Raw genomic sequence first — 22,261 nt, forward strand, 5'->3', positions numbered from 1 at the left:
GAGAACAAAGGAAGAACATCGAGGAGAACGCCATGCAGAGAACTGAAGAGGTCGTCGCCCGTGCTCTTGCCCTCGTGGCTCAGTCGAAGGCGCTCAGGGAACGTCATGACAAGGAACGCAAGGAGATCTATGGACGGATCGAGATTGCCAATCTTCGCAAGCCGCATGTTCCCAAGGGGATTCAACTGCCTCTCAACCTGCAGTGAATTGACTTTATCGTTGGAGGACGTGGTCCGCGTATACGTCTGATTCAGTCTGTTGCAAGGCTGCACTCGACTCGCTTCTGAAGAGGTGGTTCATTCCCTTCAACGGCGTAGGGGTGCTTAATGCTTCACGAATACAACGAGATCTTTATGCAGCAGCGGTATTTCATAAAGATACTGATGGCCTGGATTGGGGCAATTGCCTTGGGCTGTGTCCCCGTTTTGATGATCGTCAACGCGGTCACCATTTGAGAAGACGCTTCGGCGCTCTAGAGGTCTCGCGCATTCCATAACTGTTTCACGAAGACGTGCAGTTGACCTTCGTTTGGTCGATGTCAGAAGAGCATCGACATTTAACGGAGCTTCCCAATGGTCAACAAAATCCAGGCTTACCAGCCTGTTCTTCTCAGCATCCTGCGTATTGCCGTCGGCCTTGTCATCTTCTCCTTCGGCATGGCAAAAATCTTTCATTTCCACGCCGGTACCTTCATGCCGCCCACGGGCTCGTTGCCCTGGATCGCGGGTCTCTTTGAGCTTGTCTGCGGCTTCCTCTTCCTGGTCGGTTTCCAGACACGGATAGCGGCATTCCTCCTGTCCGGACTAATGGCCGCGGCTTACTTCATCAGCCACTTTCCCAAAAGCATTTTCCCGCCCGAAAACGGCGGAATGGCTGCTGCCGTGCTCTGCTTCGTGTTCCTGTATTTCGTCACGTCCGGAGCCGGACCGCTCAGTGTCGATGCCAAGCTGAAAAAGGCATAGGACCGGATCAAGGCAGGTTGGGAGGCTCTGCCGTGTGTCCGCAACAGTGACGAACGCGAAACGACCGCGCCGATGATGTTCGGCGCGGTCGTCTCTTGCCGCCGCTTCCCCTTCGGGAGCCTTGATCGGTCAGATCACTTCTTTGCGTCAGCCCAGCTCTTCACCAGGTCGTCGTAGTTGACGGTGATCGGCTTTTCCTTTTCGTTCTCGATCTTCAGCTGCGGAGCCAGATTGCCCTTGGCCACCGCATCCTTGTTCCAGTAGGCCAGGTCATGCTCTTCTGCGAGCTTGGGACCCATGTCCTTCTGGACGCCAGCGCGTTCCAGACGCTGGAGCACCTTTTCCTGCTCGGCGCAAAGCGAGTCCATTGCCAACTGTGGCGTCTTGGCACCCGATGCAGCATCCCCGATCGCCTGCCACCAAAGCTGTGCGAGCTTCGGATAATCAGGAACGTTGGTGCCGGTCGGCGACCACTGAACACGCGCCGGCGAGCGGTAGAACTCGATCAGGCCGCCGAGTTTCGGTGCGCGATCGGTAAAGCTCTGATGGCGGATCGAGCTTTCGCGGATCAGCGTCAGGCCCACATGGCTCTTCTTCAGGTCGACGGTCTTGGACGTGACGAACTGGGCGTAGAGCCAGGCCGCCTTTGCGCGGTCATCGGGCGTGGACTTCATCAGCGTCCAGGAACCGACGTCCTGATAGCCAAGCTTCATGCCGTCTTTCCAGTAAACGCCGTGGGGGCTTGGCGCGAAACGCCATTTCGGCGTGCCGTCCTCGTTCATGACAGGCAGGCCTGGCTTCACCATATCGGCGGTGAAGGCCGTGTACATGAACATCTGCTGAGCGATTTCGCCGCCCGCGGGGACAGGACCGGATTCCGAGAAGTTCATGCCCTGGGCAGCTGGCGGTGCATAGGCCTTCATCCAGTCGAGATATTTCTGGATCGAATAGACGGAGGCAGGACCATTGGTGTCACCGCCGCGCGCGACGCAGGAGCCGACCGGCTGTGACTTTTCGTTGACCTTGATACCCCATTCATCGACCGGCAGACCGTTCGGAAGACCCTTGTCGCCGTTGCCAGCCATCGAAAGCCACGCATCGGTGAAGCGCCAGCCGAGCGACGGGTCCTTCTTGCCGTAGTCCATGTGGCCGAAGACCTTCTTTCCGCCGATATCACGGCCGGTGAAGAATTCCGCGATGTCTTCGTAAGCGGACCAGTTGACGGGAACACCGAGGTCGTAGCCGTATTTGGCCTTGAAATCAGCCTTGTTCTTGGCGTCGTTGAACCAATCGTACCTGAACCAGTAAAGGTTGGCGAACTGCTGGTCCGGAAGCTGGTAGAGCTTCTTGTCGGGCGCGGTGGTGAACTTCAGGCCGATGAAGTCGTCGAGATCGAGGCCGGGATTGGTAACGTCCTTACCTTCCTTCGCCATGAAGTCCGTCAGGGAACGGGCCTGCTGGTAACGCCAATGCGTGCCGATCAGGTCGCTATCGTTGACATAGGCGTCATAGATGTTCTCGCCCGACTGCATCTGTGTCTGCAGCTTTTCCACGACATCGCCTTCGCCGATCAGGTCGTGGGTGATCTTGATGCCGGTGATCGCCGTGAAGGCTGGCGCCAGCACCTTCGATTCGTATTCATGCGTGGTCAGCGTTTCCGAGACCACCTTGATGTCGAGGCCGGAGAAAGGCTTCGCCGCGTCGACGAACCATTGCAGCTCTTTTTCCTGCTCGGCACGCGAGAGGGAAGAGAGGTCCTTGATTTCCTTGTCAAGGAACTGCTTCGCCTCGTTCATGCCGGCGTGAGCCGTGCCTGCCAGTGCCAGCAATAGGCCTGCTGTTGTTGTCAAAAGATGCCGTCGCATAATGTCCTCCCAGAGTTGCGATTGCGATTTCGTTTCGGCGCCAGTCCTCCCGTGCGCCGATTTTAGACTTGCCCTCAGACGAAGCGGAATACGCCGACGGCGTAGACCACAGCGAGGGCAAGAGCCCACCACAGATTGGGGCCGATTAGCCCCAACCATGCGAGATTGATGAATGCTGCACCAAGCAGCGAAATGAAGAGCCGGTCCCCCCGCGTTGTCTCGAAGCGCAGGATCCCAACCCGTGGCGCTCCCCCCGGAGAAAAATACTCCCAGATGCCCATCGCTGCAATCAAGGCGAAGATGGTCACGAAGAAAAGCGTCGTCGGCAGCGTCCAGGCCATCCATGAGAAACTCATGTGCGTTCTCCCTCTAGACCCGACCCAGGGCAAAGCCCTTGGCGATGTAGTTGCGGACAAAGTAGATCACGAGCGCGCCCGGCACGATCGTCAGCACGCCGGCGGCTGCCAGAACGCCCCAGTCCATGCCGGACGCCGACACGGTGCGGGTCATGATGGCCGAAATCGGCTTGGCGGCAGTCGTCGTCAGCGTGCGGGCAAGCAGCAGTTCGACCCACGAGAACATGAAGCAGAAGAAGGCCGCGACGCCGATGCCGGACGCGATCAGCGGCATGAAGATCTTCACGAAAAAGCGCGGGAAGGAATAGCCGTCGATATAAGCTGTTTCGTCGATTTCCTTCGGCACGCCGGACATGAAGCCTTCAAGGATCCAGACGGCCAGCGGGACGTTGAACAGGCAGTGGGCGAGTGCCACGGCGATATGCGTGTCGATCAGTCCGAAGGCGGAATAGAGCTGGAAGAATGGCAGCGCAAAGACCGCCGGTGGCGCCATCCGGTTGGTCAGCAGCCAGAAGAACAGGTGCTTGTCGCCGAGAAACCGGTAGCGCGAGAAGGCGTAGGCCGCGGGAAGTGCCGCCGCCACCGAGATCAGCGTGTTCAGACCCACATAGATAATCGAGTTGATATAGCCGTTGTACCAGGACGGATCGGTGAAGATCACTGTGTAATTCCGCAGCGTCGGGTTATGCGGGAAGAGCGAGAAGGTGCCGGTGATCTCGGCATTCTCCTTGAAGCTCATATTGACCAGCCAGTAGATCGGCAGCAGCAGGAAGATGATGTAGATCGTCGAGACGAGCCAGGAGTAGCTGCGCGCCGGCTTGAATGTGTTGACTTGAGCCATTGTAACCGTCCTCCTCACGCGTCTTTGTCGCTGCTGGTCATGACCGTGTAGAAGATCCACGACATCAGCAGGATGATGAGGAAGTAGATGATCGACATCGCCGCAGCCGGCCCGAGGTCGAACTGCCCGACCGCCATCTTCACGAGATCGATCGACAGGAAGGTTGTCGAGTTGCCGGGCCCGCCGCCGGTGACGACGAAGGGTTCGGTATAAATCATGAAACTATCCATGAAGCGCAGAAGCACGGCGATCAGCAGCACCCGCTTCATCTTCGGAAGCTGGATAAATCGGAACACCGACCAGCGCGACGCGCCATCGATTTTCGCGGCCTGATAGTAGGCATCCGGGATCGACACGAGACCGGCATAGCAGAGGAGCACGACAAGGCTCGTCCAGTGCCAGACATCCATCACGATGACGGTGACCCAGGCATCGATCGGATCGCGGACATAGTTGTAGTCGATGCCGAGGATTGCCAGCGTCCGGCCGAGAAGGCCGATATCGACGCGACCAAACACCTGCCAGATGGTGCCGACCACGTTCCACGGGATCAGCAGCGGCAGCGCCATCAAAACGAGGCAGACCGGGACGCCTAGACCCTTTTTCGGCATGTTCAGCGCGATGAAGATGCCGAGCGGAATTTCCAGCGCAAGAATGATGACAGAGAACAGCAGGTTGCGCTGCAACGCCGCCCAGAACCGATCCGAATTCAGGATTTCGGTAAACCAGCCAGTGCCTGCCCAAAAGAATTCGTTGTTGCCGAAAGTGTCCTGCACCGAGTAGTTCACAACGGTCATCAACGGTATCGCCGCTGAAAACAGGACCAGCAGCAGCACCGGAAGAACGAAGAACCAGGCCTTGTTGTTATAGGTCTTTTCCATGCCGTTCACGCCTCCCCGCCGACGCGCCAGGAATTGGCGTAGATATTGATACCTGCAGGATCAAAGCTCACGCGGGCTTCCGCCGGAATTTCCGTATTCTCGTCGGCGACGATCGCAAGCGGCTTTCCCTCGAATTCGGCACGAACGATGCGGCGGCGGCCAATATCCTCGATCCGGCTGATCTTCACCGGCATGCCTTCTCGACCGAGATGGATGAACTCCGGACGGATGCCGAGTTCGATCCGGTCGCCCAGCTTCGTCTTCGGCGACACATTGAGGTCCATCCGCTGACTGCCGACCACGACAGACCGCTCATTCAGCTGCGCCGGCAGGACGTTCATGCCGGGCGAGCCGATGAAATAGCCGACGAATGTATGGCTGGGCTTCTCGAACAATTCCGCAGGGGTGCCGATCTGCACGATCTCGCCCTCGTACATCACGACGACCTTGTCTGCGAAGGTCAGGGCTTCGGTCTGGTCGTGGGTGACATAGACCATGGTAAAGCCAAACTGCTTGTGGATCCGCTTCAACTGCGAGCGCAGCACCCATTTCATATGGGGATCGATCACGGTCAGCGGTTCATCGAACAGGATGGCGTTGACGTCGTTGCGCACCAGGCCACGGCCAAGCGAGATCTTCTGCTTCTGGTCGGCGGTCAGGCCCCGCGCCTTGCGATCTGCCCAATCGGCAAGATCGATGATCCCCAGCATGTCGCGAACGCGCTTGTCGACCTCGGCCTCTGGTACTTTGCGGTTGCGCAGCGGGAAGGCCAGATTGTCGTAGACCGTCATCGTGTCGTAGATAACCGGGAACTGGAACACCTGCGCGATGTTGCGACCCTGTGTCGAGACTTCCGTCACGTCGTTTCCATCAAACAGGATGCGTCCGTGTGACGGCTGCAGCAGACCGGAGATGATGTTGAGCAACGTGGTCTTGCCGCAGCCGGAGGGGCCAAGCAGCGCGTAGGCGCCACCGTCGTTCCATTCGTGATGAACTTCGCGAAGCGCATAGTCGCTGTCGGCGACAGGGTTGGCGCCGTAGGCGTGGCGGATATGGTCGAGGGTGATGCGTGCCATGATATTTCCCCCTAAGCCGCAGCCGCAGCGATTGCCCGGCCATCGCTGCCGAACGCCATCAGATGTCGGGTATCGAGAAAGACCTCGATGCCGGTATCTGGATCAATGTTGTGAATGCCGGGCGCCAGCATCACCCATTTCACGCCGTCATATTCAAGATGCACGAAGCTTTCCGAACCGGTGATTTCCGAGATCTGCGTGCGGGCGGCAAGGCGGGCCGAATTCTCGGTCTGCTGCGTGAAGCCCAGATGATGTGGATGAAACGCAACCGTCAGGGGACCGTCCGGTATGGTTCCGAGATGCGCAGGCAAGGGAAGAACGTCGCCTTCGCGGTGGCGGAGCCCGCCACCCGACTTGACCACCTCGATGAAATTCAGCGGCGGATCGGCAAAGGTCTTCGCGGTCGTCAGATCCGCCGGCCTTCTATAAATGTCGATCGTCGGCCCGAACTGGGTGATGCGGCCCTCGGAAAGGGTTGCCGTATTGCCGCCCAGCATCAGCGCTTCCGAAGGTTCGGTCGTCGCATAGACAAAGATTGCGCCGGACTGGGCAAAGATCTTGGGAAGCTCTTCCCGCAGTTCTTCACGCAGCTTGTAATCGAGGTTGGCGAGTGGCTCGTCCATCAGCACGAGGCTCGCGTTCTTGACCAACGCGCGGGCAAGAGCGGTGCGCTGCTGCTGGCCGCCGGACAGATGCAGCGGCGTACGGTCGAGATAGGGCGTCAACCGCAAGAGTTCCGCAGCCTTGCGCACCTCGCGGTCGACGGTCGCCTTGTCCTTGCCGGAAATGCGCATCGGCGAGGCTATGTTTTCATAGACGGTCAGGAGCGGATAGTTGATGAACTGCTGGTACACCATCGCGATATTGCGCTTTTGCACCGGCATGCCGGTCACGTCTATCCCATCGAAATAGACAGCACCCTCCGTCGGCCGGTCCAATCCAGCCATCAGCCGCATCAGCGACGTCTTGCCCGAAAGCGTCGGACCGAGCAGCACATTCAGGCTGCCACGCTCGAGCGTAAGGTCGCTCGGGTGAATATGATATTCGCCCGCCACCATTTTCGCAGCTTTTCGCAATTCCAACATGCTTGTTCCCCTGCCTCCTCACAGCGGGAACACATGCCGCTTATCCGGCGATCCTTTCCGGTATTGCGGCCATGTACTCCTCCAAAACCCTCTTCTCGTCAGCGTCGAGCCGTAGCCCGTCCTTTGTTCTCCTCCAAAGGACGTCCTCGGCGCTTAACGCCCATTCCTGATCGGCAAGATAGCGAACCTCCACCTCATAGAGTTCGCCGCCGAAATTATGCCCAAGATCCTCTGCTCGAGCAGCGTTGCCGAGCAATGTGGCGGCCCTCGTACCGTAACGCCGGACCAGCCTACGCGCATGGCGATCGGTCAGGAAGGGATATCGTGCCTTCAGCCCAGCGACTTCGCTTTCGTAGCCGCGGGCAGGGAAATCGCCACCAGGAAGGTGGCTGTCAGCGGTCCAGGGCTTGCCTTTGACGCCGATGGCTTCGCCGATCTTTTCGACCGCATGTTCCGAAAGCCGACGATAGGTGGTGAGCTTGCCACCGAACACATTGAGAAGTGGCGCTCCGCCCTCCCCGAGGCCGACCGTATCCAGCTTCAGCACATAGTCGCGGGTCGCCTCCTGCGCTTTCGAGGCGCCGTCGTCGAACAGCGGTCGGACAGCCGAGTAGGTCCAGACTATATCTTCCTTGCGCACCGGCTCCTTGAAATACTCGCTCGCCGCCTTGCAGAGATAGTTGGTTTCCTCGTCGGAGATTCGAACGTCCTTCGGATCCTCCTTGAAGTCGCGATCGGTCGTGCCGATCAGCGTGAAATCCTCTTCGTAGGGGATAGCAAAAATGATCCGGTTATCCGGGTTCTGGAAGAAATAGGCGCGCGGGTCGTCGAACTTCTTCTTGACGACGATATGGCTGCCCTGAACCAGCCGGACATGGTGCGCTTCGTTTTCGCCGAAGGCGGAGCGGATCACCTGGTCCACCCACGGGCCGGCGGCATTGACCAGCATACGAGACTTGTGGGTCTGACTGGAGCCGGTGACCGTGCTTCGGGTAACAATCGTCCAAATGCCCTCTTCGCGCCGCGCCGAAACGACTTTCGTGCGCGGAAGGATCAGGGCGCCCTTGTCGGCAGCGTCACGGGCGTTCAGCACCACCATCCGCGCGTCGTCCACCCAGCCATCGGAGTATTCGAAGGCCTTCGTAAACAGCGATTTCAAAGGCTTGCCGGCCGGATCCTTGCGCATATCAAGCGTTGCCGTCGGCGGCAGGAGCTTGCGGCCACCCAGGTGATCGTAGAGAAACAACCCCAGCCGGATCAGCCAGGCGGGTCGAACGCCACCCTTGTGATAGGGGAGAACGAAGCGCATCGGCCAGATGATATGCGGTGCCATTGCCCAGAGCACTTCGCGCTCCATGAGAGACTCGCGCACCAGCCGAAATTCATAATGTTCGAGATAGCGCAGCCCGCCATGGATAAGCTTGGTGGCGCCTGACGACGTGCCTGAAGCAAAATCGTTCATTTCTGCCAAGGCGACCGAATAGCCGCGACCCACAGCATCGCGCGCGATACCGCAACCGTTGATCCCTCCACCGATCACAAAGACGTCGTGAATTGCCTGACTCATTATCCCCTCGCTAAGCCCTGTCCCCTCACAGAGCCCGGCTCGACATGCCGGCAGCGGCAAATCGAAAGCTAACCCCATTAGAGTGAAAATATCTCGAATGTCAAACGAAAGAAGACGCGTGCGTTGCAGCATCCGCGGTGGCTGTTTCGATCAGCGCAACATTCGTCTGATGGCAAAGATCACGGATCAGTTCGGACTGGCAGGCGTCGGTGATGAACGTATGAACCTGGGAGATCTGGGCGATACGAACCGGCGCCGTTCGTTCGAATTTTGTCGAGTCGGCCACGAGGATCACATGCCGGGCGTTGGCAATGATCGCCTGCGCCACTTTCACTTCGCGAAAATCGTAGTCGAGCAGAGCGCCGTCGTGGTCGATGGCCGACGCACCGATGACCGCATAGTCAACCTTGAACTGCCGGATAAAGTCGACGGCCGCCTCGCCGACGATGCCGCCATCAGACTGGCGAACGACACCCCCGGCAATGACGACCTCGATATCGTCGACTACTCTCAACCTGTTGGCAACGTTGATATTATTTGTAATGACCATAAGGTCCTTGTGGGCGGCCAGCGCTTCACCGACGGCCTCCGTCGTGGTCCCGATGTTGATGAACAGGGACGCTCCGTCCGGAATGAGGGCTGCCGCGGCCTCGCCGATCGCCTGCTTCTCGACGGCAGCGATCTGGCGGCGCGCTTCATAGCGCATGTTCTCGATGCTGCGCGGAAACGTGGCTCCACCATGGATGCGGTTGAGGACGTCCGCCTCACAGAGATCATTCAAGTCCTTGCGGATCGTCTGCGGCGTGACGGAGAACTGAGTGGCCAGATCCTCGACCAGGACCCGCCCGGTCATCCTCGCCACCTCGACGATCCTTGCCTGCCTGTCCGTCAGATGCATCTCGTCCCCGTGCTTTCGTTTTCTTTCACTTTGAGACAAAAGCCGCGCGCAGGCAACAGCCTTTACGAAGGAGGTCGCCTGAGGACGTTGCCATAGGGTGAAAACGAAAAGAGCCCGCCGCGGGAGGAGGTGCGGCAGGCTCTTCAAAAGACGAGAGCAACGGCTGGGAGGAGGAGTGCCGGTGCTCTGCTGCAGAAACCTCTGGGAGGAGGAGGGAGGGTTCTGCGTGTCTGACGATTTGGGAGGAGGTAAATCGTTTCGACAAGATGGAAGATACGCTAAACCCGCACATTTTCTAGGCAGAAATTGTCAGGGCAGCCATGTGTCAAACGCATACCTTGCTTCGCCGTCAAAACGAGGGTTCGCCCTACGTCTTTGAAGGGCAAAAAATCACGAAAACAATTTCTGACTAATGGAATAAAATCCGGCCGGCGTTCGTATAAGCAGGTATGGACCCGAACAAACGCTCATTCGACGTGATCGCACAGCTTGCCGCGTTGAGACGCTACGCACGCTCGCTTGCGCGCAACTCTGTCGACGCCGAAGACCTGGTGCATGACGCGCTGGTCAAAGCGTATGAGAAGCGTTCAACCTTCCACTCGGGTGGAAATTTGCGGAACTGGCTGCTCTCGATTGTCCACAACACGCATCTGGACGGTCGCCGCAGCGCCCTTGCCCGTCGTCGCCGCGACGACCTGTTTGCCGATGATGGCTCGACCGCAACCGAGCCGTCCTATCCGGCAGCGCAGGAACATTCGGTTCGCCTGCAGCAGGTTCGCGAGGCTTTCATGACCTTGCCGGAGGATCAGCGCGAAGCGCTGCACCTCGTTGCGGTGGAAGACCTGTCCTATCAGGAAGCCGCCGACACGTTGGGTATTCCAGTCGGCACGCTGATGTCGCGGATATCGAGGGCCCGTGCTCGGCTGCGCAGCATGGAAGATGACAAAGGGCGTAGCGGCCACCTGAAAATCGTAGGAGGCAAAGATGAATGAGACCGGAACGGTCGTCCTGAATGACCTCGACGCCTACGTGGACAACCAGCTCGACGCGGCGGGACGCCTGCGTGTCGAGAACTACCTGTCCAGCCACCCGGAAGACGCCGCACGCGTCATGGCAGATCTCGGAATGCGGACGACGCTGAAGCTCGCTCTCACCGATGACGCCGTGCATGGCAGGACGGAGACCCGCGAGGCGGCGAGACGACTTTCCGCGAGCCTTGAAAGCCGGCGTACTTTTACCGCTCTCAGACGCGTCGCGGCGATTGCCATGCTTGTTTCGGCAGGATGGTTTGCCAATTCCTCGATCGGTCCGTTTGGTCCAAGCGAAGTCAATGCTTCGGTCCAGCCGCCGGCACTGATCGAAAACGCGGTGCGGGCGCACGAGACGTCGCTCGTTCGCGAAAAAATGCCATCCCAGCCGGAAGCAAGGACCTACGACCAGGAGGACATCCGCGCCGCAACGGCAATCGTCATGCCAGAACTGCCCAAGGGCTGGCAGGTAACCGACGTGCAGATCTTCCCTTCGGACTACGGCCCAAGCGTCGAGGCAAGTATGCGCACGGCCGATGGCGTCAGAGTATCGCTCTATGCGGTGCGACCTGGCCATTTCGCGGTCGAGCCGATCAAGGACATGAATATGCCGAAGGCCGAAGCGGCCTGGTGGCAGATCGGCGACGTGGCTTACGCCGTGGTGTCGAGCACGACCGATATCGGCCTCGCAGACGAGGCCGAGCTTCTCAAGAATTCCCTTTACTGATCAACAGGAGATTCCGAATGTATGAAAACGACCGGCGCTGGGGCGCCACGACAGCACAATCCGGCGCAGTCTTCGATGAAGGCCTTCGCCAGCACATGCTGCGCATCTACAATTACATGGGGCTTGGCCTCGTCATCACCGGTATCGTCGCCTTCATCGTCGGCACCACGCCGGCGCTTTACGTGCCGATCTTCTCCAGCCCGCTGAAGTGGGTGGTGATGCTGGCGCCGCTCGCCTTCGTGTTCTTCTTCTCGTTCAAGATCCAGTCCATGTCGGCCGCCTCTGCGCAGATGACCTTCTGGGCGTTCTGCGCCGTCATGGGTCTGTCCCTTGCTTCGGTATTCCTTGTATTTACCGGCGCAAGCATCGCCCGCACCTTCTTTATCGCCGCCACCATGTTCGGCGCGACCAGCCTTTACGGCTACGTCACCAAGCGTGACCTCGCCAAGTTCGGCTCGTTCATGATCATGGGTCTGATCGGTGTGATGATCGCTTCGATCGTCAACATCTTCCTCGGCTCCAGCGCCCTGCAGTTTGCCGTGTCGGTGATCGGTATCGTCGTATTCGTCGGCCTGACCGCTTGGGATACCCAGAACATCAAGCAGCAGTATGCAGAAAACTACGATCAGGAAAGCCAGCAGAAAATGGCCGTGATGGGCGCGCTGTCACTCTACCTGAACTTCGTCAACATCTTCCAGCTGCTGCTCAATTTCACCGGCCAGCGCGAAGAATAGACGACAAGACCAACCGGTTCCGAGACACCTTTCGGACCTTGACCAGCAGGGCGGATCACTCCGCCCTGCTTTTCTGTGACCACGCGAATGACGGCCTGCTGAAGGATATCGACCTGCGACTTCAGATGAAATAGGAATGCGTGGATCGAATTCGTTAAACACGTGTTTACGCGTCTATTCCGGCAGTAAACCGTTCAAGCTCGTTCGGTTGGAAAACCCTCAGACTGGAGTCCGCATGACATCCTCGACCGCCGGTTCGGCCGACAAAGCCGCAGGCCACCGGAAATTTCTTGTCCTGCTCTTGGGCTCGATCGGCGTCGTCTACGGTGATATTGGCACCAGTCCGCTCTACGCGTTCCGGGAGGCTCTGCGACCATTTTCAGAGAATGGCGTCCAGCCCGAACATGTCATCGGACTGATCTCTCTGATGGTTTGGACACTGACGATCATCGTCACGTTCAAATACGTCCTGTTCCTGCTTCGCGCCGATAATGACGGCGAAGGCGGCACGCTGTCGCTTCTTGCCCTTTTGATGAAGAAAACAGGTGGCTACATGCCTGTCCTGTTCTTTGCAGGCCTGATCGGTTCGGCGTTGTTCATCGGCGATGCGATGATCACACCCGCACTGTCGGTCATGTCGGCGCTTGAAGGTATGAAGCTCGTGACGCCCGCCTTTTCCGACTATGTTTTGCCGCTCTCAGCCGCAATCATGGTCGGCCTGTTTGCAATCCAGTCCAAGGGGACGGAAGCAGTTGCCAAATTCTTCGGCCCGATCACGGTCGTCTGGTTTCTGGCCATGGCATGGGGTGGCATGATCCATATCGGCGACGATTGGACCATCCTCGAGGCCCTCAACCCCATCAATGCGCTCTGGTTTATCACCCACGCCGGCTGGGCGGGTCTCATCGTGCTCGGCGCGGTATTTCTGACCGTGACGGGCGCGGAAGCCCTTTACGCCGATCTCGGCCATTTCGGTCGCAAGCCAATCAGTGTCGCCTGGTTCATCCTCGTATTTCCCGCGCTGGCATTGAATTACCTTGGGCAGGGCGCGTTGGTCCTGAGCAACCCGGCCGCCATCGAGAACCCGTTCTATCTGCTCTATCCGGACTGGGCGTTGCTGCCGATGGTCATTCTGGCAACGATGGCAACCGTCATCGCCAGCCAGGCTGTCATTACGGGCGCGTTTTCGCTTGCCCGGCAGGCCGTGCATCTCGGCTTCCTGCCGCGGCTGATGATAAAGTTCACCTCGGAAACCAATACCGGGCAGATCTATGTTCCGGCCGTGAACATGATTCTGTTCATCGGCGTCCTGGTGCTGATCTTCTCATTCGGCGATTCAGAATCGCTGGCAACCGCCTACGGTATCTCGGTCACCGGCGCGATGGTCGTGACAACGCTGATGTCGTTCCAGTTCTTGCGGGCGGTGCGCGGATACTCGGCCCTTATCGCCGGCGCACTTCTGCTGCCGCTGCTCTTGATCGAAGCGGTGTTCCTTGCCGCAAACCTTCTCAAAATCCACGACGGCGGCTGGGTGCCCGTGGCGCTCGCCTTCTTCATCATGATCCTAATGTGGACGTGGACGAAGGGTTCGAAATACATCAAGGACAAGACCGCCAGGAACGACATCCCGCTGGAAGTCTTCATTCCGATGATCGAAAAGGAATCCGATCATTCGCCGGTCGTGGTTCCCGGCACTGCAATCTTCCTCACCAGCGTTCCCAACCGGACGCCGGCAGTCCTGCTGCACAACATCAAGCACAATCATGTCCTGCACGAGCAAAACGTCATCCTGACGATCTGGACGCAGGACAAACCCTACGTTCCCGATCGCGAACGGGTGGAAATGAAACGCATCTCCAAGCGTTTTATCCGCCTCGACATCACCTTCGGCTACATGGACGAGCCAAATGTCACCAGAGCACTGACGCTCTGTCGTAAGGCGGGCTTCAAGTTCGAGATCATGCAGACCTCGTTCTATCTGGGACGGCGCAACCTGGTCAGCACACCCAATACCGGGTTGCCGGCCTGGCAGGAGCAGATCTACATGGCACTGGCCGATTTCGCGATCGACCCATCCGCCTATTTCAAGCTACCACCCAACCGTGTCGTCGAGCTGGGAGAGCAGGTAGCGATCTGACCTGATCCCGTTCGTCATCACGCGTACAGTATGCCGCATTGTACTTGCGCCGGGGTGTGCTATCGAAAGATCGAACCCCGTGCACGAGGACGCGATGGGAAGGCTGGTCGGTAAATCGGAACAATGGGCGGTGCGCATTCTATGCGCCATCGCGCTTGTTGTTCTCGGCCTCTCGCATCAGCCGCATGCCCTTGCAGCCACCGGTTTCGATCCGGCTGACTATGCCGAGTATGTGCTGCCGGACGGCACGCTGCCGACGCTCTGCGTCACGTCAAACAGCGATCGGCCTGACCGCGACGGACAACACCACCATAGCCAAGGCGCCAAGACCGACTGCGAAGCCTGCCGCATCAGCGCCGCGGCCATGGTGCCACCCGCGCCGATCCACGCAGAACGGGTATTCCTCGCCCAAGAACTGGCCAGGTATCCGTTCCCGGTGGGCGAGATCACCCGCCAGTTATATCCGCCGAATACCGGTCCCCGAGCACCCCCCTTCGCCTGATGATCATTTGAGCCTCCGCTGCGGCTTTTGCCCGCGGCTTGTTCAATGTTGCAGATCGGCACAGCCCGGCCTGCCATCAGGATGATACCGAATGACCATCTTAACTTCCGCCTCACCCGCGGAAAGCGACGCCTCGAGCGTTTCGCTTTACCGCGCCCTATGGCGCTGGCATTTCTTTGCGGGTCTTCTCGCCATTCCCTTCATGCTCAACCTCGCCATCACTGGTGGGCTCTACCTGTTCAAGGACGAAATCAACGATACGTTTTTTGCATATCGCTACCAGGTGGAAGCCGCCGGTTCGCCGCTTTCGCCGGACCGGATCGTCGAAGTCGCCGCATCCGCCGTCCCGGGTTCGGTGGCGCGCTCTTACAAGGACCCTGCTTCGGCAACACGGAGCGCCATAGTCACCGTGTCGTCCAAAGCCGGCTCCACGCTCGTCTTCGTCAATCCCTACGATGGCGACGTGCTGGATACGGTCGCGTCCGCCGAAGAGTTCAATCAGGTGGTCAGAAGCATCCACAGCCTCGCCTATTTCGGTACATTTCCCAACATCCTGACAGAGATCGCCGGCGGCTTTGCCATGGTTCTGGTCGCGACCGGGATCTATCTCTGGTGGCCGCGGCGACAGACCGGCGGTGTGGTGACGGTGCGCGGAAATCCTTCGCGGCGGGTGTTCTGGCGCGACATGCACGCGGTCACCGGCGCTTTCGGAGGGTTGCTGATCTTCTTTCTCGCCGCCACAGGCATGTTCTGGTCGAACACTTGGGGCAGCAATGTCCAAGCCTGGCTTACCGACAAGGGCCTCGGCTATCCGGCAGAGCTTTGGGACAACGTGCCGGTGTCGAAGAAGGTGACGGGCGATGTCGCGCCCAATAGCGGCTGGAGCGTCGAAAAGGCGCCGGTGCCGATGTCGGGTACGCTGACCGGCGAACCGATAGGCCTCGGAAAGGCCGTCGCGATCGCGAAGGATCTGGGCATAGCCCCGGGTTTCGATACGGCGATCCCCCGCACGGAAACGGGCGTCTATACCGCCTCCATCTTTCCTGACGACCTTTCGAAGGAAAGGACGATCCATATTGATCAGTATTCCGGAACACCGCTGGTCGACATGGGTTATCCGCTCTATCCGGCGCCTGGAAAGGCTGTCGCGTGGGGTGTCAATGTTCATATGGGCCAGGAATGGGGTCGGTTTAACCAGATGCTGATGCTCGCCACCTGCCTTGCAATCGTCTTTACCTGCGTCACCGCTGTCGTCATGTGGTGGAAACGCCGTCCATCCGGCCGCCTTGGCGTCCCGCCGATGCCGCCGAGCCGTTCCGTCTATCTCGGTCTGTGGCTCATCACGCTGGTTTTCGCCATCGCGTTTCCGATGAGCGGGATTGCGATCGTCGTGATGATCGCCTTCGACCAGATCATCGTCCGCTTCGTTCCACCGCTCAAACGCGCCTTCGCTTAAAGGAGAAACATATGCGTTCCACGATAATCGCTTCGCTCGCGATCGCAGCCCTCATGGGAGCCGCCAGCCAGGCTGCCGCCCATGCCAGCGTCAAATCGACGACGCCGACCGACAAGGCCTCCGTCGCATCGCCGGAAGAACTGGACCTGTCGTTTTCCGAAGCCCTGAACCTGCCGTTCAGCAAGCTTCACCTTCTTGGTCCCGATGGCAAGGAGATCGAGATCGGCAAGGGCATCCTGAAAGACGCGGACAAGACGCTGACGGCGCCGGTCACCGGGCCGCTCAAGCCCGGCACCTACACGGTCAAATGGAATGTGCTTTCGGTCGATGGCCACAAGACCAACGGCACTTACACGTTCACCGTGAAGCCGTGACGACTGCCGAGACCCTCATTGTAGTCTGCCGTTTCGGCTTCTACGCAAGCGCCCTGTTTCTATGGGGCGCCGCAATCTACATCGCCGGGTGTGTGCCGCACGGCTTGCGGCAGACGGTGTGGGCGAAGCTCACACCGATCCGCGGCCTGTCGGTGCTCGTAATCTGCTTGGCGACGGCTGCATCTCTACCACTCAACGCCGCCCTTCTCGGCGATGGCTGGCAGGTTGTGGCGGATCTCGGTATGCTGTGGACGGTCATAACCCAGACCGGCATCGGCACCGTCTGGATTGTGCAGGCTGTTGCCGCGGGACTTTTGTTTGCAGCCTCCACATCCTCTTTACGCTCAAAAATTTTGCCGACAGCGATGGCGGCTTTGGTCGCTCTCGCCAGCCTTCCGATCTCCGGACATGCCGCCATCCACGATGGACCGTTGCGCCTGCTGCACCGGGCGAACGATCTGCTGCATCTTCTCTCGGCCGGATTCTGGTTCGGGGCATTGTTACCGGTCGCCTTGCTTCTCCCCGCTCTCAAGGAGCAGGCGACACGACACGATGCCACGACCGCGTTGATCGGCTTTTCCAGGGCAGGTCATGTTGCCGTGGCGCTTGTGATCGTGACAGGGCTGTTCAGCACCTGGCTCATCGTCGGCGGCCTGCCAGTCGACTGGTCATTGCCCTATCAGCTGCTGCTTTCGGCCAAGGTGGTGATCGTTGCAACCATGGTCGCGCTGGCAATCGTCAACCGTTACGTCTTCGTGCGGCTGCTCGACCGCAGCCCGCTGATGTATCGAAGCCTCGTCTGCGCGACGGTCATCGAAATTGGGCTTAGCCTCGGAGTGCTCGCCCTCGTCGCCTATTTCGGTCGTTTGCAGCCGGTCTAGACGTCAGGCGAACAGGACGCAGACGGGACTGCCGATCTCGAACGGCTCGCCGATGGTCGTCAGCGTCCCGTGTTCCCCATCGATCTCAAAGAAGACCAGCGAGTGGCTGTCCTGGTTGGCGACGATGAGATAGCGACCGGTGGGATCAATGGCGAAATCCCGTGGGGTTTTGCCCATGGTGGGATACAAGCCGAGGGTTCTCAACCCGCCATCGGCAAGTATTTCATACGCGACGATCGTGTCGTGGCCGCGGTTCGAGACATACAGAAACCTGCCGTTCGGATGAATTTTGATCGCCGCGCAGGACGACGTGCCGGTAAAATCCGCCGGCACTGTGCTGGTTTCGGCGAGGAGCGTGAAATTGTCTCCCTCGATGGCATAGGCACCGACGGTGCAGGCGGCCTCATGCGCGACATAGAGCTTGCGTCCATCCTGCGAGCAGACGATATGGCGCGGCAGTGAACCGCCGGGCACGTGCAGCACGACATCCGGCTCTGAGCCTATTCCCTGATCGCCGAATGCATATCTGGCGATCTCGTCAGTCCCGAGATCGCAAACGAGAACATGCCGATCGCCAGGCATGACCAAAACCTGGTGCACATGCGGGCCTTCCTGCCTGTCGGTGACGGGGCCGGATCCTGTCCGCTCGATGACCGTGACGTCGTCGTCATTAGGAAGACCCTGATGATCAAGGCCATAAGCGACCGCACTTCCGCTGCCGTAATTGGCAACGAACAGCCGTTTCCCTGACCTGTCGAGCGAGACATGACAGGGCGCAGAACCTCTCGCCGAGACGCGCTTCGCCAAGTTTAGACCGCCGTCCCCGTCGATCTGCAGGACAACCACGCCCGCCTGCGCCTCGTCGTCGAGTTCCTCGACGGCATAGAGAACGTGTCCATCCTGCCCGAGCGCCAGATAGGTGGGGTTGCGGATCGCTTCAAACGCCGCAACCTCTTCGAACCGCGCTGTTTTTAGATCAAGGGAAAGCAGGCTGACGCCTTTTCCCTTGCCCTCCACATGCGGCATCGATTCCGTGTAGCTGCCTATGATGACGCGCGCCGTCTGAAGATCGTCCATGCTGTCCTCACCCTATCGCCATCAGGCTCGCATTGCCGCCAGCGGCCGCCGTATTCACGGAGACCGACACTTCTTCAAGCAGCCAGTTCAGGCAATAGGGATCATCCATGCCGGCGACGTCAGCTGAGGAAGCCGCCTGCGTCAGCACCAGCGGGCCGGGAAGGCTGGCAACACGGCGCGAGACGGAGATCAGGCTATTGCCGTCGCCTTCCACCAACGCACCGGCATAGGGTCCATGGTTTGCCCAATCGGAAGACCAGATGATCCGGGCAGCGATTTCGGCCGGTAGATCGGAGAACTTGCCCTCCAGGCCGGAGTCCGTGTCGATGGTGACGCTGTTGCCTGTTGCGAGCGCGGCACCCAGCTGGGAAACGAGACCCGCCTCTGTCTGCGGCACGAGCAGGATGCGCCCGCGCGGATGCAGACTATAGGTGTTGCGCTCGCCGACGGGGCCGGGAAGTTCCTGCGACATGCCGAGAGCGGATTCGCCACCCAGTTCGCGGATCGCTTCGGCGTCCTCGGTTTTGCCCTTGGCGCGCAGCCATTCGGCCAGCAACGAGATCGCCGGATCGACATGAACCGAACTGTGGCGCGGCGGCACCGGCGGCTGCTGCAGCAGGCGGCCGAGATAGAGCGGACCGCCGGCCTTGGGCCCCGTGCCCGAGAGGCCGCGTCCGCCGAACGGCTGCACGCCGACGACAGCACCGATGACGTTGCGGTTGACGTAAATATTGCCGGCCCGGACACGGCTCGTCACATGCGCAATCGTTTCGTCGAGACGCGTGTGGAGGCCGAATGCCAGTCCGTAGCCGGTGGCGTTGATATCGTCGATCAGCCGGTCAAGATCCTCACGGCGATAGCGGATGACGTGGAGGACAGGTCCGAACACTTCCCTCTCGAGGTCGGAAAGGCTGTCCAGTTCGATGATCGTCGGCGCGACGAAGGTTCCGGCGGCCGTTGCAGCGGGGATAGCGACCTGCTCAATGCGCCGGCCCTTGGCGCGCATCGCATCGATGTGGCCGTCGATAACACCCTTCGCTTCGGCTGTGATGACCGGCCCGATATCGATCTTCAGCTGGTCGGTGCGCCCGACGGTCAGTTCGGCCAGGGCGCCGCGGAGCATGGTCATCACGCGGTCCGCTATGTCTTCCTGCAGGCACAGGACACGGAGGGCCGAGCAACGCTGACCGGCGCTGTCGAAGGCGGACGCGATGACATCGCCGACCACCTGTTCGGCCAGAGCCGAGGAATCGACGATCATTGCGTTCTGGCCGCCCGTTTCGGCAATCAGCGGGATCGGCTTTCCGGCGTTCGACAGCCGGCCGGCAAGCTCGGCCTGGATCAGGCGAGCGACGTCTGTTGAACCGGTAAACATCACTCCTTGTGTTTCGGGGGCGGCCACGAGTGCTGCGCCGATCTTTCCATCACCCGTCAAAAGCTGAAGCGCGCCGCGTGGTACGCCGGCCTGATAGAGAAGTTTCACACCTGCCGCTGCGATCAACGGCGTTTCTTCGGCAGGCTTTGCCAGCACGCTGTTGCCGGCGACGAGAGCGGCCGCGATCTGTCCGGTAAAGATTGCCAGCGGGAAGTTCCACGGGCTGATGCAGACCACCGGCCCGAGCGCCTTGTGCCCCGGCCCCAGCGTGCGCTTGGCCTGTTCCGCATAATAGCGCAGGAAATCGATCGCCTCGCGCACTTCGGCAATCGCGTTCGGCAGGGATTTCCCGGCCTCGCGCATGATCAGGCCGAGAAGGGACGGCATGCTTTCCTGCATGGCATCGGCAGCCCTTTCGAGGCAGGCAGCCCGTTCCTGCGGCGCAACGGACTGCCACTCGGCAAAGGCTTCCTGTGCGAGAGACGCTGCCTTTTGCGCATCCTCCACGCTTGCTTCGGTGACTGAGCCGACCACATCCGAATGGTCAGCCGGATTGAGCACCGGCCGCGTTTCACCTGATGAAGTTCCATCGCCAAGTTCTGGAGCGGCTGTGAAGGGAGCCCGGGCGCCTTCCTGAAACACGGACGCGAGGGAGGCAAGCGTCGTTTCGTTGGCGAGATCGAACCCCAGGGAGTTCTGTCGGTCCTTGCCGAACAGGTCGGCAGGCAGAGCGATCTGATCGTGTTTTCCGCCGGAAACGGACATGCCGCGAACGACGGCGGTCGGATCGGCAATCAGCTCGTCGACGGACACCTGGTCATCGCCGATCCGGTTCACGAAGGATGAATTGGCGCCGTTTTCCAGGAGACGGCGGACGAGATAGGCGAGAAGCGTTTCGTGCGTCCCGACCGGGGCATAGATGCGGGCTGGCCGGTCGAGCTTTGACTGACCGACGACCTCTTCATAGAGCGGCTCGCCCATGCCGTGCAGGCACTGGAACTCGTAATCGCCAACCTTGAATTCGGGTCCGGCCAGCTGATAGATCGTGGCAAGCGTCTGAGCGTTGTGCGAGGCAAATTGCGGAAAGACGGCGTCGCGCGCGTCGAGCAGTTTCCGGGCGCAGGCGATGTAGGAGACATCCGTGTGCACCTTGCGGGTAAAGACCGGGAAGTCTTCGAGGCCTTCGATCTGCGCCTTCTTGATTTCCGCATCCCAATAGGCGCCCTTGACCAGACGCAGCATGATGCGGCGGTTGGAACGGCGTGCGAGGTCGATGATGAAATCAAGCACGAACGGGCATCGCTTGCCATAGGCCTGCACCACGAAGCCGATGCCGTCCCAGCCGGAAAGAGCAGGGTCGAAGCAGAGGTCCTCCAGAAGATCGAGCGACAGTTCGAGGCGATCGGCCTCCTCCGCATCGATGTTCAGACCAATATTGTAGGACTTGGCAATGGCGGCCAGCGCCTTCACGCGCGGCAGAAGTTCTTCCATGACGCGGCCGGCCTGGGCGCGGGTATAGCGCGGATGAAGTGCCGAGAGCTTGATGGAAATGCCCGGGCCGTTGTAGATCCCGCGTCCGGCAGAGGCCTTGCCGATCGCATGGATCGCCTTCTCGTAGTCCTTGTAATAGCGCTCCGCGTCTTCCCCTGTCGTCGCTGCCTCGCCAAGCATGTCGTAGGAATAGCGAAAGCCCTTCTGCTCCATGGTCCGCGAGCGGCGCAGTGCTTCCTCGATCGTCTCACCGGTGACGAACTGCTCGCCCATCATCCTCATCGCCATATCGACGCCGCGGCGGATGACCGGTTCGCCACAGCGGGCGATCAGACGCGTCAAGGCCGCTGAAAGGCTGCGATCGCTGACGGTCGAGGTCAGTTTGCCGGTCACGACAAGTCCCCAGGTCGCCGCGTTGACGAAGAGCGAACGGCCCTCGCCCACATGCGACTTCCAATTTCCGCCGGAAATCTTGTCGCGGATCAGCGCATCACGCGTCGCCATATCCGGAATGCGCAGCAGCGCCTCAGCCAGGCACATCAGGGCAATGCCTTCCTGGCTGGAAAGCGAGTATTCCTGCACAAGCGCTTCGACGCCCGACCCCTTGGCCTTGCGGCGCAGCGCGACAATCAGATCGCGCGCTGTCGAACGGACTTTGTCAGCGAGGTCGGCGGGCAGTGTTGCCTGCTCGAGAAGCGGCAGCACACTGTCGATTTCAGGTCTGCGATAGGCGGCGGTGATGGCCTTGCGCAAATCCGACTGCGGCCGGATCGGCGGGGCGAAATCTTCAAAGGGCATGGTCTCCAAAGAGCCAGGCAAGAATGTGTTGTGTTCCATCGCAGATGCCATTGTTCCGCCTCCCGAATATCAAGCCAATCTAGCGGATCAGCGACGATCCCGCGATGCGAGAAAAATAATCGAATCTGCTCTATATAGCTTCTCTGAAAA

Annotated in this window: 20 protein-coding genes; 10 read left to right on the forward strand and 10 right to left on the reverse strand. The window is 59.7% G+C overall.

The genetic code is table 11. The annotated features are described in order from the left end of the window. Positions 1-32 precede the first annotated feature (32 nt). Complete coding sequence (locus ACQY1L_RS22210; RefSeq protein ID WP_165699857.1) at positions 33-206, forward strand: hypothetical protein; 174 nt, start codon at positions 33-35, stop codon at positions 204-206. A 366-nt stretch (positions 207-572) separates the two neighbouring features. Then, entirely contained in the window at positions 573-962 is a 390-nt protein-coding gene (locus tag ACQY1L_RS22215; protein WP_209898359.1) for a DoxX family protein, read from the forward strand. A 134-nt stretch (positions 963-1,096) separates the two neighbouring features. Here the strand turns inward: ACQY1L_RS22215 and ACQY1L_RS22220 are convergent, their stop codons facing one another. The 8 genes from ACQY1L_RS22220 to ACQY1L_RS22255 form a co-directional block, all read right to left on the reverse strand. Beyond that, a complete protein-coding gene (locus ACQY1L_RS22220; RefSeq protein ID WP_430244577.1) occupies positions 1,097-2,827 on the reverse strand; it encodes an extracellular solute-binding protein in 1,731 nt (576 codons plus the stop codon). 74 nt (positions 2,828-2,901) lie between these two features. Then, entirely contained in the window at positions 2,902-3,183 is a 282-nt protein-coding gene (locus tag ACQY1L_RS22225; RefSeq protein ID WP_062458904.1) for a DUF2160 domain-containing protein, read from the reverse strand. Positions 3,184-3,196: 13 nt separating this feature from the next. Next, the gene (locus ACQY1L_RS22230) at positions 3,197-4,024 is read right to left on the reverse strand and encodes a carbohydrate ABC transporter permease (protein WP_062576484.1); all 828 of its coding nucleotides are present in this window, start codon (positions 4,022-4,024) and stop codon (positions 3,197-3,199) included. 14 nt (positions 4,025-4,038) lie between these two features. Beyond that, positions 4,039-4,905, reverse strand: coding sequence for a carbohydrate ABC transporter permease (locus ACQY1L_RS22235; protein WP_062576486.1), 867 nt, complete (start codon positions 4,903-4,905; stop codon positions 4,039-4,041). A 5-nt stretch (positions 4,906-4,910) separates the two neighbouring features. Next, complete coding sequence (locus tag ACQY1L_RS22240; protein ID WP_092664253.1) at positions 4,911-5,981, reverse strand: ABC transporter ATP-binding protein; 1,071 nt, start codon at positions 5,979-5,981, stop codon at positions 4,911-4,913. An 11-nt stretch (positions 5,982-5,992) separates the two neighbouring features. Then, positions 5,993-7,066, reverse strand: a complete 1,074-nt coding sequence (locus tag ACQY1L_RS22245; protein ID WP_062458891.1) for an ABC transporter ATP-binding protein — start codon at positions 7,064-7,066, stop codon at positions 5,993-5,995. A 40-nt stretch (positions 7,067-7,106) separates the two neighbouring features. Then, entirely contained in the window at positions 7,107-8,633 is a 1,527-nt protein-coding gene (gene glpD / locus ACQY1L_RS22250) for a glycerol-3-phosphate dehydrogenase (RefSeq protein WP_062458888.1), read from the reverse strand. Positions 8,634-8,733: 100 nt separating this feature from the next. After that, positions 8,734-9,531, reverse strand: a complete 798-nt coding sequence (locus ACQY1L_RS22255) for a DeoR/GlpR family DNA-binding transcription regulator (protein ID WP_062458885.1) — start codon at positions 9,529-9,531, stop codon at positions 8,734-8,736. Between the two features lie 449 nt (positions 9,532-9,980). On the opposite strand from ACQY1L_RS22255, the gene ACQY1L_RS22260 reads away from it, so the two are divergent. The 8 genes from ACQY1L_RS22260 to copD all read left to right on the forward strand — a co-directional run bounded on the left by ACQY1L_RS22260 (position 9,981) and on the right by copD (position 17,370). Beyond that, the gene (locus ACQY1L_RS22260; RefSeq protein ID WP_430244585.1) at positions 9,981-10,523 is read left to right on the forward strand and encodes a sigma-70 family RNA polymerase sigma factor; all 543 of its coding nucleotides are present in this window, start codon (positions 9,981-9,983) and stop codon (positions 10,521-10,523) included. Beyond that, complete coding sequence (locus ACQY1L_RS22265; RefSeq protein ID WP_430244588.1) at positions 10,516-11,286, forward strand: anti-sigma factor family protein; 771 nt, start codon at positions 10,516-10,518, stop codon at positions 11,284-11,286. Before ACQY1L_RS22260 ends, ACQY1L_RS22265 begins: the two co-directional genes overlap by 8 nt. A 17-nt stretch (positions 11,287-11,303) precedes the next feature. Then, on the forward strand, positions 11,304-12,020 hold the full coding sequence (locus ACQY1L_RS22270; protein ID WP_062458877.1) for a Bax inhibitor-1/YccA family protein: 717 nt from the start codon (positions 11,304-11,306) through the stop codon (positions 12,018-12,020). A gap of 235 nt (positions 12,021-12,255) precedes the next feature. After that, positions 12,256-14,157 (forward strand): potassium transporter Kup, encoded by a 1,902-nt coding sequence (locus tag ACQY1L_RS22275; protein ID WP_062458874.1) that lies wholly within the window; start codon positions 12,256-12,258, stop codon positions 14,155-14,157. A gap of 94 nt (positions 14,158-14,251) precedes the next feature. After that, positions 14,252-14,659, forward strand: coding sequence for a hypothetical protein (locus tag ACQY1L_RS22280; protein WP_430244592.1), 408 nt, complete (start codon positions 14,252-14,254; stop codon positions 14,657-14,659). 91 nt (positions 14,660-14,750) lie between these two features. Next, positions 14,751-16,115 carry a PepSY-associated TM helix domain-containing protein gene (locus ACQY1L_RS22285; RefSeq protein ID WP_430244595.1) on the forward strand — a complete coding sequence of 455 codons (1,365 nt, stop codon included), beginning with the start codon at positions 14,751-14,753 and terminating at the stop codon, positions 16,113-16,115. Positions 16,116-16,126: 11 nt separating this feature from the next. After that, on the forward strand, positions 16,127-16,489 hold the full coding sequence (gene copC / locus ACQY1L_RS22290) for a copper homeostasis periplasmic binding protein CopC (RefSeq protein WP_430244598.1): 363 nt from the start codon (positions 16,127-16,129) through the stop codon (positions 16,487-16,489). Further along, a complete protein-coding gene (gene copD, locus ACQY1L_RS22295; protein WP_430244601.1) occupies positions 16,486-17,370 on the forward strand; it encodes a copper homeostasis membrane protein CopD in 885 nt (294 codons plus the stop codon). The genes copC and copD overlap by 4 nt, the downstream gene beginning before the upstream one ends. Positions 17,371-17,373: 3 nt before the next feature. On the opposite strand, the gene ACQY1L_RS22300 is transcribed toward copD, so the two are convergent. Both ACQY1L_RS22300 and putA read right to left on the reverse strand, forming a co-directional pair. Beyond that, positions 17,374-18,447 (reverse strand): lactonase family protein, encoded by a 1,074-nt coding sequence (locus ACQY1L_RS22300; RefSeq protein ID WP_430244604.1) that lies wholly within the window; start codon positions 18,445-18,447, stop codon positions 17,374-17,376. 7 nt (positions 18,448-18,454) lie between these two features. Next, positions 18,455-22,111 (reverse strand): trifunctional transcriptional regulator/proline dehydrogenase/L-glutamate gamma-semialdehyde dehydrogenase, encoded by a 3,657-nt coding sequence (gene putA / locus ACQY1L_RS22305; RefSeq protein WP_430244607.1) that lies wholly within the window; start codon positions 22,109-22,111, stop codon positions 18,455-18,457. Positions 22,112-22,261 lie beyond the last annotated feature (150 nt).

This window comes from Neorhizobium sp. DAR64862/K0K3, from assembly GCF_050500185.1.
GTDB classification, from domain to species: domain Bacteria; phylum Pseudomonadota; class Alphaproteobacteria; order Rhizobiales; family Rhizobiaceae; genus Neorhizobium; species Neorhizobium soli.

What these genes read in the sequence shown, in the direction of transcription:
- glpD (WP_062458888.1), bottom strand. Translation starts at nt 8,633, where the DNA reads ATGAGTCAGGCAATTCACGACGTCTTTGTGATCGGTGGAGGGATCAAC.
- putA (WP_430244607.1), bottom strand. Translation starts at nt 22,111, where the DNA reads ATGCCCTTTGAAGATTTCGCCCCGCCGATCCGGCCGCAGTCGGATTTG.
- ACQY1L_RS22280 (WP_430244592.1), top strand. Translation starts at nt 14,252, where the DNA reads ATGGGAAGGCTGGTCGGTAAATCGGAACAATGGGCGGTGCGCATTCTA.
- ACQY1L_RS22285 (WP_430244595.1), top strand. Translation starts at nt 14,751, where the DNA reads ATGACCATCTTAACTTCCGCCTCACCCGCGGAAAGCGACGCCTCGAGC.
- ACQY1L_RS22225 (WP_062458904.1), bottom strand. Translation starts at nt 3,183, where the DNA reads ATGAGTTTCTCATGGATGGCCTGGACGCTGCCGACGACGCTTTTCTTC.
- ACQY1L_RS22230 (WP_062576484.1), bottom strand. Translation starts at nt 4,024, where the DNA reads ATGGCTCAAGTCAACACATTCAAGCCGGCGCGCAGCTACTCCTGGCTC.
- copC (WP_430244598.1), top strand. Translation starts at nt 16,127, where the DNA reads ATGCGTTCCACGATAATCGCTTCGCTCGCGATCGCAGCCCTCATGGGA.
- ACQY1L_RS22220 (WP_430244577.1), bottom strand. Translation starts at nt 2,827, where the DNA reads ATGCGACGGCATCTTTTGACAACAACAGCAGGCCTATTGCTGGCACTG.
- ACQY1L_RS22270 (WP_062458877.1), top strand. Translation starts at nt 11,304, where the DNA reads ATGTATGAAAACGACCGGCGCTGGGGCGCCACGACAGCACAATCCGGC.
- ACQY1L_RS22265 (WP_430244588.1), top strand. Translation starts at nt 10,516, where the DNA reads ATGAATGAGACCGGAACGGTCGTCCTGAATGACCTCGACGCCTACGTG.
- ACQY1L_RS22245 (WP_062458891.1), bottom strand. Translation starts at nt 7,066, where the DNA reads ATGTTGGAATTGCGAAAAGCTGCGAAAATGGTGGCGGGCGAATATCAT.
- ACQY1L_RS22235 (WP_062576486.1), bottom strand. Translation starts at nt 4,905, where the DNA reads ATGGAAAAGACCTATAACAACAAGGCCTGGTTCTTCGTTCTTCCGGTG.
- ACQY1L_RS22210 (WP_165699857.1), top strand. Translation starts at nt 33, where the DNA reads ATGCAGAGAACTGAAGAGGTCGTCGCCCGTGCTCTTGCCCTCGTGGCT.
- ACQY1L_RS22300 (WP_430244604.1), bottom strand. Translation starts at nt 18,447, where the DNA reads ATGGACGATCTTCAGACGGCGCGCGTCATCATAGGCAGCTACACGGAA.
- ACQY1L_RS22275 (WP_062458874.1), top strand. Translation starts at nt 12,256, where the DNA reads ATGACATCCTCGACCGCCGGTTCGGCCGACAAAGCCGCAGGCCACCGG.
- ACQY1L_RS22215 (WP_209898359.1), top strand. Translation starts at nt 573, where the DNA reads ATGGTCAACAAAATCCAGGCTTACCAGCCTGTTCTTCTCAGCATCCTG.
- ACQY1L_RS22240 (WP_092664253.1), bottom strand. Translation starts at nt 5,981, where the DNA reads ATGGCACGCATCACCCTCGACCATATCCGCCACGCCTACGGCGCCAAC.
- ACQY1L_RS22255 (WP_062458885.1), bottom strand. Translation starts at nt 9,531, where the DNA reads ATGCATCTGACGGACAGGCAGGCAAGGATCGTCGAGGTGGCGAGGATG.
- ACQY1L_RS22260 (WP_430244585.1), top strand. Translation starts at nt 9,981, where the DNA reads ATGGACCCGAACAAACGCTCATTCGACGTGATCGCACAGCTTGCCGCG.